The sequence below is a fragment of the Streptomyces sp. NPDC051364 genome, from assembly GCF_040682115.1.
In the GTDB taxonomy this organism is placed as follows: Bacteria; Actinomycetota; Actinomycetes; order Streptomycetales; family Streptomycetaceae; genus Streptomyces.
Map to the genome: position 1 here is coordinate 79491 of NZ_JBFBAH010000014.1, position 13036 is coordinate 92526.

At 72.2% G+C, this 13036-nt stretch carries 14 protein-coding genes; 9 read left to right on the top strand and 5 right to left on the bottom strand.

The window, feature by feature from the left end:
* Positions 1–99: 99 nt before the first annotated feature.
* Positions 100–1644, bottom strand: coding sequence for an APC family permease (locus AB0M76_RS26655; RefSeq protein WP_365955265.1), 1545 nt, complete (start codon positions 1642–1644; stop codon positions 100–102).
* A 139-nt stretch (positions 1645–1783) separates the two neighbouring features.
* On the bottom strand, positions 1784–2731 hold the full coding sequence (locus AB0M76_RS26660) for a hypothetical protein (protein WP_365955266.1): 948 nt from the start codon (positions 2729–2731) through the stop codon (positions 1784–1786).
* A gap of 194 nt (positions 2732–2925) precedes the next feature.
* On the opposite strand from AB0M76_RS26660, the gene AB0M76_RS26665 reads away from it, so the two are divergent.
* Entirely contained in the window at positions 2926–3357 is a 432-nt protein-coding gene (locus AB0M76_RS26665; protein ID WP_365955267.1) for an ASCH domain-containing protein, read from the top strand.
* 170 nt (positions 3358–3527) lie between these two features.
* Here AB0M76_RS26665 and AB0M76_RS26670 read toward each other — a convergent pair whose 3' ends face one another.
* Positions 3528–3800: a hypothetical protein gene (locus AB0M76_RS26670; RefSeq protein ID WP_365955268.1), complete on the bottom strand. Its 273-nt coding sequence runs from the start codon at positions 3798–3800 to the stop codon at positions 3528–3530.
* Positions 3801–4029: 229 nt separating this feature from the next.
* Positions 4030–5685, bottom strand: coding sequence for an FAD-binding dehydrogenase (locus AB0M76_RS26675; RefSeq protein ID WP_365955269.1), 1656 nt, complete (start codon positions 5683–5685; stop codon positions 4030–4032).
* 85 nt (positions 5686–5770) lie between these two features.
* Between AB0M76_RS26675 and AB0M76_RS26680 the strand changes: the two genes are divergently transcribed.
* The 8 genes from AB0M76_RS26680 to AB0M76_RS26715 all read left to right on the top strand — a co-directional run bounded on the left by AB0M76_RS26680 (position 5771) and on the right by AB0M76_RS26715 (position 12312).
* A complete protein-coding gene (locus tag AB0M76_RS26680; protein WP_365955270.1) occupies positions 5771–6292 on the top strand; it encodes an NUDIX domain-containing protein in 522 nt (173 codons plus the stop codon).
* Between the two features lie 9 nt (positions 6293–6301).
* Positions 6302–6700 carry a DUF202 domain-containing protein gene (locus AB0M76_RS26685; RefSeq protein WP_266668555.1) on the top strand — a complete coding sequence of 133 codons (399 nt, stop codon included), beginning with the start codon at positions 6302–6304 and terminating at the stop codon, positions 6698–6700.
* Complete coding sequence (locus AB0M76_RS26690) at positions 6697–7017, top strand: DUF202 domain-containing protein (RefSeq protein ID WP_365955271.1); 321 nt, start codon at positions 6697–6699, stop codon at positions 7015–7017. Before AB0M76_RS26685 ends, AB0M76_RS26690 begins: the two co-directional genes overlap by 4 nt.
* Positions 7018–7100: 83 nt before the next feature.
* On the top strand, positions 7101–7397 hold the full coding sequence (locus tag AB0M76_RS26695) for a hypothetical protein (RefSeq protein ID WP_365955272.1): 297 nt from the start codon (positions 7101–7103) through the stop codon (positions 7395–7397).
* Positions 7398–7535: 138 nt separating this feature from the next.
* Entirely contained in the window at positions 7536–8447 is a 912-nt protein-coding gene (locus AB0M76_RS26700) for an MBL fold metallo-hydrolase (protein WP_365955273.1), read from the top strand.
* Between the two features lie 166 nt (positions 8448–8613).
* On the top strand, positions 8614–9666 hold the full coding sequence (locus AB0M76_RS26705; RefSeq protein ID WP_365955274.1) for a phosphotransferase family protein: 1053 nt from the start codon (positions 8614–8616) through the stop codon (positions 9664–9666).
* Positions 9667–9675: 9 nt separating this feature from the next.
* Positions 9676–10923 (top strand): acyl-CoA dehydrogenase family protein, encoded by a 1248-nt coding sequence (locus AB0M76_RS26710; protein WP_365955275.1) that lies wholly within the window; start codon positions 9676–9678, stop codon positions 10921–10923.
* A gap of 189 nt (positions 10924–11112) precedes the next feature.
* A complete protein-coding gene (locus AB0M76_RS26715; RefSeq protein ID WP_365955276.1) occupies positions 11113–12312 on the top strand; it encodes a S8 family serine peptidase in 1200 nt (399 codons plus the stop codon).
* A gap of 28 nt (positions 12313–12340) precedes the next feature.
* On the opposite strand, the gene AB0M76_RS26720 is transcribed toward AB0M76_RS26715, so the two are convergent.
* Positions 12341–12946, bottom strand: coding sequence for a TetR/AcrR family transcriptional regulator (locus AB0M76_RS26720; protein WP_267000254.1), 606 nt, complete (start codon positions 12944–12946; stop codon positions 12341–12343).
* Positions 12947–13036: the final 90 nt, after the last annotated feature.

Genomic DNA, 13036 nt, shown 5'->3' on the forward strand with positions numbered 1-13036 from the left:
GCCACGGCCAAAACCCGCCCTCCTCGCGCAGAAGCCCCCGGCGACCATGGAAACAGGTGCCGGGGGCTTCGTACGAGCTCGAAAGCGAGGCGGCGAGGGTCAGTCGCGGGGGTCGGCCTCCGCGGCCTGGTCGAGGCGGAAGGCCTCGTTCCCGAGGCCGATGCGGGCGTGCACCTCGGGGCGGCTGCGCCGCAGGACGACTCCGTACAGCAGTCCGCCCACGACGGCGGCGCCGATGATCCCGGGCAGGAGCCAGCTGAGCGCGGAGCCCTCCCCGGCGCCGACCAGGACGCCGAAGTCCTTCACCGTGTACCCGGCGATGCCGAGCAGGGCGACTCCGGCGGCGCCGGCCGCGACGAGCCGCCAGACCTGGGCGCCGGCGGTGCCGCGGCGGACGAAGAAGGCGATGACGGCGAAGGAGGCGGCGGCCATGAGAAGGGTCACGCCGAGGGCGCCGACGCTGCCCATCCAGGTGAACAGGTGCAGGACGGGCGCGGTGGGGTCGCCGGCGGGCTTGTCGTCGGTGAAGGCGAAGGCGAGGACCACGAGGGTGGAGATGACGGTCTGCAGGAGGGAGCCGGTGGCGGGGGCGCCGGTGCCCGCGCTGGTCCGGCCGAAGGCGGCCGGGAGCAGGCCCTCGCGGCCCATGGCGAAGGCGTAGCGGGCGACCACGTTGTGGAAGCTGAGCATGGCCGCGAACATGCCGGTCACGAAGAGGACGTGCAGGACGTCGGTGAAGGTGGTGCCGAGGCGGCCCTCGGTGAGCTGGAAGAGCAGGCCGGGGCCGGCTTCGGCGGAGGTCTTGACGACCTCGGAGGGGCCGGTGGCGACGGTGAGGGCCCAGGCGCTGAAGGCGAAGAAGAGGGCGACGAAGCCGACGGCGAGGAACATCACGCGGGAGACGACGATGTGGGGCTTGCTGGTCTCCTCGGCGTAGACCGGGGACTGCTCGAAGCCGACGAAGGCCGCGATGCAGAAGCAGAGGGCCGTGCCGAGTCCGGCGCCGCCGAGGGTCTCGGGGTCGAAGGCGTGCAGCGAGAGTCCTTCGGGGCCGGGGTCGCCGAGGGCGGCGATGTCGAAGACGACGACGAGGGCGCACTCGATGAGGAGGAGGACGCCGAGGACGCGGGCGTTGAGGTCGATCTTGAGCCAGCCGAGCGCGCCGGTGAGGGCGACGGCGGCCAGGGCCGGTATCCACCAGGCGACGTTGATGTGGAGGTAGGTGGCGAAGAGGCCGGAGATCTCGAAGCCGAGGATGCCGTAGACGCCGACCTGCATGGCGCTGTACGCGACGAGGGCGACGAGCGAGGCGCCGGCGCCCGCGGTGGGGCCGAGGCCGCGGGCGATGTACGCGTAGAAGGCGCCGGCGTTGTGGACGTGCCGGCTCATCTCGGCGTAGCCGATGCTGAAGAGCGCGAGGACGATGCCGAGGATCACGAACAGCAGCGGCTGGCCGACGACGCCCATGACGCCGAAGGTGGTGGGCATGACGCCCGCGACCACCATCAGGGGTGCGCTGGCGGCCAGTACGGAGAGCAGCAGGCCGGCGGTGCCGAGGCGGTCGGCGCGCAGGGCTCGGTCCTGGCCCTTGTAGGTGCGGATCTCGGGCGCGGTGCCGAGCGTGGTGGATCTGCCCGTCGCCATGGCGGGGTGTCCTTTCGGGGGAGGGTCGAGCGGAGCGGAGTGCTGTGGAGCGGGGGTGCAGTGGAGCAGCGTTCGGTCGAGCAGCGTTCGGTCGAGCGGGGTGCGGTCGAGCGGGGTGCGGTGGAGCGGGGGGTGCGCGTCAGGCCGTGCCGAGTGCGGCGCTGCGGGCGGCGAGGAAGGCCTTGTGCGGGTCGAGGTCCGGATAGGACCAGGGGGCGGGCGTGGCGTGGCTGCCGATGCGGTGGAAGAGGGCGGCGGCCTCGGCCGGGCGGCCCTCGCAGAGCTTGGCGTGGGCCAGGAAGTTGAGGTCGACCCGGTTGCGGGGGTGGTCCTCGCGTTCCCATTCGAGCCACCAGTCGAAGGCGGAGCGCAGCACCTGGCGGGCGCGGCGGTTCGACCAGTGGGCGGCGGCCCCGTCGGGGGTGCGGCCCTCGGTGGCGGCGAGCACGCGGTAGCGCTCGGCGTGGGCGATGACCGGGAGGACGGCGAGCGGGGAGTCGGCCGGGGACTCCTCGGCGGCCCAGGCGGCGAAGTCGTAGACCTCGTGGAGCGGGTCGGGGCCGGCGCCGGGGGTGTGCTCGGCCAGCCTGGCGACCATCAGGTGGTGGGCGTGGTGGTGCTCGCGGTGGCGGGCCCGGACCTGGTCGAAGTGGCGGCTGAACTCCTCCTCGGTGCCGAAGGCACGGGAGAGCATGAGCAGCCCCAGCCAGGGGGTGGGGTCGGCGGGGAGCAGGGCGGCGGCCCGGCGGCAGGCCTGCTCGGCGGCCTCGGGCGTGCCCTTGCGGCGCAGGGCGGAGAAGACGGCGGCGCAGGCGAGCAGGGTGGCGGCGTCGGGGCTGTCGGGTTCGGCGAGCAGCCATTCGCGGGCCCAGGCGGTGGCCGCCGGGGTCTCGGCGAGTACGACGACGCGGTGGCCGCGGCGGTCCCAGTCGTCGCCGGTGCCGACGAGGAGGGAGCGGGCCTTGGCCCACCGGCCCTGGGTGAACTGGGCGCGTACGTCGACCAGTTCGGTGTCGCAGAGGGCCGGGTCGAAGAGCTGGGCGTCCCGCTTGCGGGCGCGGCCGAGGGGCGGCGGAGGCGGGGACATCCGCGGGATTCCCTCCAGGGCACGGGCGCGGGCGGACGGTTGGCTGGATGATCACGCACAGCAAAGCGGTAGGCACAGCTCCGCGTCAAGGTCCAGTCCACTGCGTGGCGCGTTTCAACTGGTATGTACATGACGCCAGTTGGGGCCTGCCAACCTGTTCGCGGCCGCCGTGGGCCCGGCCGTAGGGTGGCCTCATGACGACGTACGACGATCTCCCGCCGGCCCTGTTCGCCTTCCCCGGGCCGCTGCGCGACAGCCTGGTGGCAGCGGTGCTGAGCGGCGCGAAGACCACGACGACCGGGTTGCTGGCCGATTACGAGGTCACGGGCGACCCCTTGCCGGTGGTGGGCGGTCAGATGGCGGTCATGGACTCCGCGGAGCGTCCGGTGGCCGTCCTGGAAGTGACGGACGTACGCGTTCTACCGCTCGTGGAGGTGGACCTCCGGCATGCCTTGGACGAGGGCGAGGGGTACACGTCCGTGGCCGAATGGCGCGTTTCCCACGAGCGGTTCTGGCACGGGCCGGAGATCCGGGAGGTGCTCGGCGACCCGGAGTTCACGGTGGCCGACGACACGCTGGTCGTCACGGAACGCTTCCGGGTCGTCGAACGCCTGCGGACGACCTAAGCGGTCTCGGGGAAGTGGGGCACGCCCCCGCGCCGCCCGGCACGGCGCCTCGCCGCGTTGTCGCAGCACCCTGGTACGTCCAGTACAAGCGTGCCGCTCCGCCTTGCGATGCACCGCACCGGACGACGCGAAAACGAAACCCCCCTTCACCAAGGCCGCTTAGTGGACGCTTAGTGGGCCGCGCGGCAGGCCCCGCTCGCCACGTTCGCGGGGATGCCGGCCTCCTGCAGGCTGGCGGCGCAGCTGGTCTGATTGCCGATCGAGCCCTCGTAACAGGCCTGCCCGACGGCGTCCGTGACCTGCTTGCCGTGCTGCACGATGTAGTGCTCGCAGTCCTGGATGCCGGTGGGGGCGGCGGTGGCGGCCGGGGCGGCGATGAGGGCGCCGCCGGTGGCGAGGACCAGGGCGGCCAGGATTCCGGGGATACGGGCCGACGGACGCATGCGGATGCACCTGCTCTCTCGGTCGGTCACGCGATCCGCGAGTGCGCCGGACCACGGGCGGGGGCGGCGCGGAGCGGGCACTCTGGGGGCGACCGGCTCGCGCAACGGTCACCCTCGCCCCTCCGACGCCAGAGCACGCCACCGGCACCCGCACGTCCGCCCGCACCCCGACCAAGGGGAGCCGCGGACCGGGCCGGGGCCCGCGCCGGTGTCCGGGCCGGTGTCCGCTTCAGCCCACCGCCCGGGCCGCGGCGCGACCCGCCGCGCGGCCCGAGAAGATGCAGCCGCCGAGGAAGGTGCCCTCCAGGGCGCGGTAGCCGTGGACCCCGCCGCCGCCGAAACCGGCCGCCTCGCCGGCCGCGTACAGGCCCGGCAGCGGGTCGCCGGATGCGGTGAGGATCCGGGAGGACAGGTCGGTCTCCAGGCCGCCCAGGGACTTGCGGGTCAGGATGGACAGCCGTACGGCGATCAGCGGGCCCGCCTTGGGGTCCAGGATCCGGTGCGGGGCGGCGGTACGGATCAGCTTGTCGCCGAGGTACCTGCGGGCGCCGTGGATGGCCGTCACCTGGAGGTCCTTGGTGAACGGGTTGGCGATCTCCCGGTCCCGGGCCACGACCTCCCGGCGGACGGTCTCCTCGTCGAGGAGGTCCTCCTTGGTGACCGCGTTCATGCCGCGCACCAGCGAGGCGAGGTCGCGTTCGACGACGAAGTCCGCGCCGTTGTCCATGAAGGCCTGCACCGGTCCCGGTACGGCCTGCCGTGCCCGGTCGATGACGTCGCGGACGGACTTGCCCGTCAGGTCCGGGTTCTGCTCGGAGCCCGAGAGGCCGAACTCCTTGCCGATGATGCGCTGGTTGAGCACGAACCAGGTGTGGTCGTGGCCGGTCTTCATGATGTGGTCGAGGGTGCCGAGGGTGTCGAACCCGGGGAAGAGCGGTACGGGCAGCCGCTTGCCGGTGGCGTCCAGCCAGAGCGAGGACGGGCCGGGCAGGATGCGGATGCCGTGCTTGGCCCAGATCGGGTTCCAGTTCTCGATGCCCTCGGTGTAGTGCCACATGCGGTCCTTGTTGATGTGGCTGGCGCCGGCCTCCTCGGCGATGCCCAGCATCAGGCCGTCCACGTGCGCCGGGACCCCGGAGAGCATCCGCTGCGGCGGGGTGCCGAGCCTGGCCGGCCACTGCTTGCGTACGAGGTCGTGGTTGCCGCCGATCCCGCCGCTGGTCACGATCACCGCCTGGGCCCGGAGGGAGAAGGCCCCGGCGCTCTCGCGGCCGCTCGCGGTGCCCCGTACGGCGTCGGAGGGCTCCAGGATCTCGCCCGTGACGGTGTCGAGGGCGCCGGCCGTCCGGGCGAGCCCGGTGACGCGGTGGCGGAACCGAAGCCGGACCAGGCCGCGGGCCGCCCCGGCGCGGACCCGCCGCTCGAAGGGTTCGACCAGGCCTGGCCCGGTGCCCCAGGTGATGTGGAAGCGGGGGACGGAGTTGCCGTGCCCGTTCGCGTCGTAGCCGCCGCGTTCGGCCCAGCCGACCACCGGGAAGAAGCGGACGCCCTGGGCGTGCAGCCAGGGCCGCTTCTCGCCGGCCGCGAAGTCGACGTAGGCCTCGGCCCAGCGGCGCGGCCAGGCGTCCTCCTCGCGGTCGAAGCCGGCGGTGCCCTGCCAGTCCTGGAGGGCGAGCTCGCGGCTGTCCTTGATCCGCATCCGCCGCTGTTCGGGCGAGTCGACGAAGAACAGCCCGCCGAAGGACCAGTGCGCCTGGCCGCCGATGGACTGCTCGGGCTCCTGGTCGAGCAGGATGACCTTGCGGCCCGCGTCGACGAGCTCGGCGGTGGCCGCCAGGCCCGCGAGCCCGGCCCCGATCACGATCACGTCTGCGTCGTACGTCATTGCGAACCCGTCCTCCGGTCGGTGGTGGGGCAGATCCTTGGCTACGCAGCGGTAACCAGTCAACAGCGGTGGTTGGATGAGCCGTGTGAGTGCTGCTGATGAAGTACTGGACGTGGTGGACCGGGACGACCGGGTGACGGGACAGGCGCCGCGGGGCGAGGTGTACGCGGGCGGGCTGCTCCACCGGTGTGTGTTCGTGCAGGCCAGGGATGCGCAGGGGCGGATCTTCGTGCACCGGCGGACGGCCTCGAAGCTGGTCTTCCCGTCCGCCTACGACATGTTCGTGGGCGGGGTGCTGGGCGCCGGCGAGAGCTACGCGCAGGCCGCCCTGCGGGAGGCCGAGGAGGAGCTGGGCGTGCAGGGGCTGGCGCAGCCCGTGCCGCTGTTCAAGTTCCTGTACGAGGGGCCGGGCGGGGCCTGGTGGTCGTACGTGCACGAGGTGCGCTGCGATCTGCCGGTGCGGCCGCAGGAGTCGGAGGTCGCCTGGCACGCGTGGCTCCCCGAGGAGGAGCTGGCCGAGCGGGTCGCGGACGGGGGGTGGAAGTGGGTGCCGGACGGGCTGGAGGCGTACCGGCGACTGCGCGCGCACCGGAAGTCCGGCCAGTAGATTGATCAGGTGATCGACTTCGTCAAGGACGTGCGCCTCTGGTTCGCGCCGCAGCGGCTGAGGGACGAGGGCGAGACCCCCGACTACCGCTTCTCGCTGGCCAACGAGCGGACCTTCCTGGCCTGGATCCGGACCGCGCTCGCCCTGGTGGGCGGCGGTTTCGCGGTGGACCAGTTCCTGCCCGACCTGCGCTGGGGGGTGCGGGTCGGGATGTCCCTCGCGCTGCTCGCGGTGGGTGCGGCCTGCGCGCTGCGGGCGGTGAACCACTGGGTGCGCTGCGAGCGGGCGATGCGGCGCGGCGAGGACCTGCCGCTGTCCCGGTTCCCGGTGGTGCTGAGCCTGGGGGTGGGGCTGGTCGCGGTGTCGATGGTGCTGGTGGTGCTGCTGGGCTGGACGAGCGGGCAGTGACGTCCTCCGGTACGGCGGGGCGCGACGCGGGGCTGCAGCCCGAGCGGACCCGGCTCGCGTGGCGGCGTACGACGCTGGCGTGCTCGGTGACGGCGGTGCTGGCGCTGCGGCAGGCGCTGCGCGGGTCGGGTTCGCCGGTGGAGGTGCTCGGGGCGGCGGTGATCGTACTGATCTGGCTGGCGTTCCTGGGGGTCGCGCACGTGCGGATGCGGCAGCTGGCTACGGCCCGGCCGCCGGGGCTCGCACCGCGGTCGGCGCTGGCGGCGGTGGCGTGCACGGTGGCGCTGTCGGTCTTCGCAGTGGCGGTCATCTTCTGAGCGGCTGATCGGATGATCCGGCTTGTCCGCGCCACTTGGGACACAACAGGCGATAAGGGTCGTTCCGCATTAGCCTCGGCGCCATGACGACCATGCACCAGGAACACCCCACCCACGAGCACACCCACGGCCCCGACTGCGGCCACACCGAGGTGTCCCACGGCGACCACGTCGACTACGCCCACGACGGCCATCTGCACCGCGAGCACTCCGGGCACTGGGACGAGTGCGAGACCGCGGGGCACCACGCCCACGAGGCCCACGACCACGCCCACGGACCGGCCTGCGGGCACGAGGCCGTGCAGCACGGCGACCACGTGGACTACGTGCACGACGGGCACCGGCACGCCGAGCACGACGGCCACTACGACGACCACTGACGGGCTGCTCATGGGCTGGTGACGGACCGCTGAACGGCCGCTGAGAATCGGCCGGACCGGCAGGCCCCCGCTCTCCCCCGGCGCCGCCGCGACTGGCAGGATGCTGACCGCTTGTCAGAGCGACCCAGGGGAGAGCAGATGACCGCCGAAGAGCCGTACCTCGTCCAGCCCGCGAGCGGGGTGTACGCCTACGTCCAGCCGGACGGCGGCTGGTGCCTCAACAACGCCGGCTTCGTGAGCGACGGCGGCCGGACCCTGCTCATCGACACCGCGGCCACCGAGCGGCGGGCGCTGGCCCTGCGCGAGGCGGTCGTGGCGGCCAGGGTGCCGTTGCCGCGCACAGTGGTCAACACCCACCACCACGGCGACCACACGTACGGCAACGGCGTCTTCGCCCCCGAGGCCCTGATCATCGGGCACGACAACGCGCGCACCGAGCAGCTCGCCGCCGGGCACCAGCTGGAGATGATCTGGCCGACGACCGACTTCGGCGCGATCGAGATCACCCCGCCCGACCTCACGTACAGCGACCGGACGACCCTCCACCTCGGCGGGACGGAGGTCCAGGTCATCCACCCGGGCGTCGCGCACACCACCGGGGACTCGATCGTGTGGCTGCCCCGCCAGCGGACCGTGTTCACCGGCGACCTGGTCTTCGCCGAGGGCACGCCGTTCCTGGCGATGGGCTCGCTGGCCGGTTCGCTGCGGGCGCTGGAGCTGCTGCGCGCGCTGGGCGCGGAGACCGTCGTACCGGGCCACGGGCCGCTGACGGACCCGTCCGCCTACGAGGCCACCGAGCGCTACCTGCAGTACGTGGCCGAACTCGCCCGGGAGGGCAGGGCGAAGGGGCTGACCCCGCTGGAGGTGGCGCGCGAGGCCGATCTCGGCGAGTTCGGGACGTGGCGGGAGAGCGAGCGGCTGGTGGCGAACCTGCACCGGGCGTACGCGGAGCTGGCCGGCGAGCCGGAAGGGGCGCCGCTGAACATACTGGCGGTGCTCCAGGACATGACCGTGATGAACGGCGGGACGCCGATCCTCTGCCACGCGTGACACGCGCGGCGCCGGCGTTCTGACCCGCTGTTCCGAGCCGCGGACGGGCCGGAGGATCCCCTCCGGCCCGTACTCGTGGGCCCTGCACACTGGACGACATACCGACTGGTCGGCATGATGTCTCTCGTTCGCTCGTCCTCGTCCACTCCGCACGGAGGTGCGCACCATGACCTCAGCGTCAGCGTCCGCTTCAGCCGGCCCCCGGGGCCTCGATCTGGAGCGGCTGCGCGGTCATCTCGACCGGGCGCGGCCGGGGCTCGTGGCCGGGGCGCTGCGCGGCCGGCTGATCGAAGGCGGCCGCTCGAACCTCACGTACGAGATCACCGACGGGACCGCCCGCTGGGTGGTGCGCCGCCCGCCGCTCGGTCACGTCCTGGCCACGGCGCACGACATGCGGCGCGAGCACCGGGTGATCCGGGCGCTGCACGGTACGGCCGTGCCGGTGCCCGAGCCGCTGCTGCTGTGCGAGGACGAGTCGGTCCTCGGGGCGCCGTTCTACGTCATGGAGTACGTGGACGGGGTGCCGTACCGGACGGCCGGACAGCTGGCCGCGATCGGCCCCGAGCGCACCCGGCGGGCGGTCCTGGGCCTGGTCGACACGCTGGTCGACCTGCACGCGGTGGACCCGGAGGCGGTGGGCCTGGGCGACTTCGGCCGGCCCGAGGGCTTCCTCGACCGGCAGCTGCGCCGCTGGGGCAAGCAGCTCGCGGCCTCCCGGGGGCGCGAACTCGCGGGCATCGACGAGCTGCACGGCGCGCTCGGCCGCGCCCTGCCCGACTCCCCCGCCCCGACCGTCGTGCACGGCGACTTCCGGCTGGACAACGTACTGATCGGCGGTCCGGACGACACGATCCGGGCGGTGCTGGACTGGGAGATGTCCACGCTCGGCGATCCGCTGACCGACCTCGGACTGCTGGTGATGTACAGCTCGGACCTGGGGCTGACCGACTCCCCGGTCAGCACGACGAGCGGCGCGCCCGGCCATCCGGCGCCGGCCGAGCTGATCGAGCGGTACGCCGCCCGCTCCGGCCGGGACACCGGCGCGATCGCCTGGTACACGGCCTTCGCCTGGTTCAAGCTCGCGGTGATCCTCGAAGGCATCCACTACCGCTACACGCTCGGGCAGACGGTGGGCGCGGGCTTCGACCGGATCGGCGAGCTGGTCCCGGTCTTCATCGAGCACGGTCTGACCACCCTCCAAGAACCGCAGGAAGGCTGAGGCACACCCATGGACTTCGCATTCGACGCCCGGACCGAGGAACTCCGCGAGCGGCTGCTCGCGTTCATGGACGAGTACGTGTACCCGGCGGAGCCCGTCGCCGCCGAGCAGCGCGCGCGGCTGGCCTCGCCCTGGGACACCCCGGCCGTCTTCGGTGAACTGAAGGCCGAGGCGCGCCGTCAGGGCCTGTGGAACCTGTTCTTTGCAGACCAGCACAGCCTGCCGGACGCGGAGCGCGGCGCCGGGCTGACCAACCTCCAGTACGCCCCGCTCGCCGAGATCACCGGCCGCAGCCCGCACCTGGCGCCGATGGCGACCAACTGCGCGGCTCCGGACACCGGGAACATGGAGCTGCTCGCGCAGTTCGGCAACGAGGAGCAGAAGAAGCAGTGGCTCGAGCCGCTGCTGGCCGGCGAGATCCGGTCCGCCTTCGCGATGACCGAGCCCGAGGTGGCCTCCTCGGACGCGACGAACATCGAGACCCGGATCGAGCGCTCGGCGAGCGGTGACGAGTACGTCGTCACCGGCCGCAAGTGGTTCATCTCCGGCGCCATGAACCCGGACTGCAAGATCTTCATCGTCATGGGCAAGACGGACCCGGAAGGCGCCGATCCGCGCCGCCAGCAGTCGATGATCCTGGTCCCGCGCGACACCCCGGGCGTCGAGGTACGCCGGGCGATGACGGTGTACGGGTACGAGGACCACGACCACGGCGGCCACGCCGAGGTGGTCTTCGACGGGGTCCGGGTCCCGGCCGCGAACCTGATCGGCGAGGAGGGCACCGGCTTCGCGATCGCCCAGGCCCGGCTCGGCCCGGGCCGGATCCACCACTGCATGCGGCTGATCGGCATGGCGGAGCGGGCCATCGAGCTGATGTGCCGGCGCGCGGTGGGCCGTACGGCCTTCGGCAAGGAGCTGGCCGCGCAGGGCGTCGTACAGAACTGGATCGCGGACGCCCGGGTCACGGTGGAGCAGCTGCGCCTGCTGGTCCTGAAGACTGCCTGGCTGATGGACACGGTCGGCAACCGGGGTGCGCACACCGAGATCCAGGCCATCAAGATCGCAACCCCGCGGGCGGTGGTGCGGATCCTGGACGACGCGGTGCAGCTGCACGGCGCGGGCGGGGTGAGCCAGGACTTCCCGCTGGCCGAACTGTGGGCGGCGGCACGGACGTTGCGGCTGGCGGACGGTCCGGACGAGGTGCACCAGCGTTCGCTGGCGCACCGGGAGCTGAAGAAGTACGCGGGCCGCTCGTGAACGTGTGGGAATCGTGCAGGAGTTCGCGTGAACTCATGTGCGACGTGAAGGCGATGCGGGGGAGCTTTTAAGAAACCTTGTTGAACAACCCCGAACCGCCGGTACGTTCTTGATTTGCGCCTGTCAATCGGAACAGGGTTCTCCAGAACGTTTGACGCCCCACACGTCAGCAAGAGGAGAACTCTCCAGATGGCAACTCACAAGCGCTCGCGCACTTTCCGGTACGCGGCGGTCGGCACGGGAGTCGCCGCCGCGGCCGCCGTGGCCCTGATCGCCAGCCCCTTAGCGGGTGCGGCGACACCGGCCGAGGGCACGGTGTACGGACTGGGCGCACCCGGTGCGATCAGCGGTAGCTACGTCGTCATCCTCGACGCATCCACGAACAAGGAACAGCTGGCCAAGAAGTACGGCGGCGAGCTGAAGCGCACGTACAGCTCCGGGGTCAACGGCTTCTCGGCCTCGGGCCTGAGCGAGACCGAGGCCAAGCGGCTCGCCGCGGACCCGGCCGTCGGCAAGGTCGTGCAGAACAAGAAGTTCACCATCAACGCCACGCAGGACAACCCGCCTTCATGGGGTCTGGACCGGATCGACCAGACGGCCAAGGCGGGCGACAAGAAGTACAACTACCCCGACAGCGCCGGCGAGGGCGTGACGGCGTACGTCATCGACACCGGGATACGCACGACGCACAAGGACTTCGGCGGCCGCGCGACGTCCGGCTTCGACGCGGTGGACAACGACGACAAGGCCGACGACGGCAACGGCCACGGCACGCACGTCGCGGGCACCATAGCCGGGACCGCGCACGGCGTCGCCAAGAAGGCGAAGCTGGTCGCGGTGCGGGTGCTGGACGACAACGGCTCCGGCACCACCGAGCAGGTGGTCGCCGGGATCGACTGGGTCACCCAGCACCACTCGGGGCCCTCGGTGGCCAACATGAGCCTGGGCGGCGGCGCGGACGAGGCGCTGGACGAGGCGGTGCGCCGGGCCATCGCCTCGGGCGTCACCTTCGCCGTGGCGGCGGGCAACGAGTCGGCCGACGCCGGACAGGGCTCCCCCTCGCGGGTTCCGGAGGCGATCACCGTGGCGTCGAGCACCATCGACGACGAGCAGTCCTCGTTCTCGAACTTCGGCTCCGTGGTGGACCTGTACGCGCCGGGTTCGGACATCACGTCCGACTGGAACGACAGCGACACCGGTACGAAGACCATCTCGGGCACCTCCATGGCCACCCCGCACGTGGTGGGCGCCGCGGCGGTCTACCTGGCCGGGCACCCGTCCGCGACCCCGGCGCAGACGGCCGCGGCGCTGACGGCCGCGGCCACGGCGGGCGCGGTGAGCAACCCGTCGCCGGGCACGGCGAACAAGCTGCTGAAGGTGGCCCCGTAACGGGTGACCTGACGCCCTGACCGCTCTCCTACGGTCGCAGCGCGCGCAGCAGCAGGTCGGCGAGGTGATCGGCGACCTGCTGCGGCGTGAGCGGGCCGTCCGTGCGGTACCAGGTGGACAGGTGGTGGACGGAGCCGAAGTGGTAGTCCACCACCAGGTCCGCGGGCGTGGCGGTGGAGAACACTCCGGTGCGCTGGCCTTCCTCGACCAGCGCCCGGAAGCGCTCGTGGTAGCGCCGGCGCTCCGCCCGCACCTGCTTGAACTTCTCCGGGCTGAGCTGGTGCATCGACCGGAAGAAGATGGCCGCGTCGTCGAGGTTCTCGATGGTGGTGACCACCACGTCGGCGGCCGCGGCGCGCAGCCGTTCCTCGACCGGGGCATCGGAATCGGCCACCGCGTCCAGGCGCTGCTGCTGGAGGCGCAGCATCCGCGAGTACACCTCGTGCAGCAGGTCGTCCTTGGATCCGAAATAGTGGTAGAGCGCACCCTTGGTGACCCCGGCCGCCTCGACGATCTCCTGTACGGAGGTGCGGTCGTAGCCGCGCTCGGCGAACAGCCGGGTGGCGACGGCCAGCAGCCGCTGCGGCACCGGGGCTTCGTGCGTGCCTTCGGGCTCCGTGGTCCTGGCAGCCATGGCGCTGACCTTCCCTTCCCTGTTCTCTGGTCGTACGACCGGCCGTACGGACCGGCCGTACACACCAGCCGTACGACCTGCTGTACGACC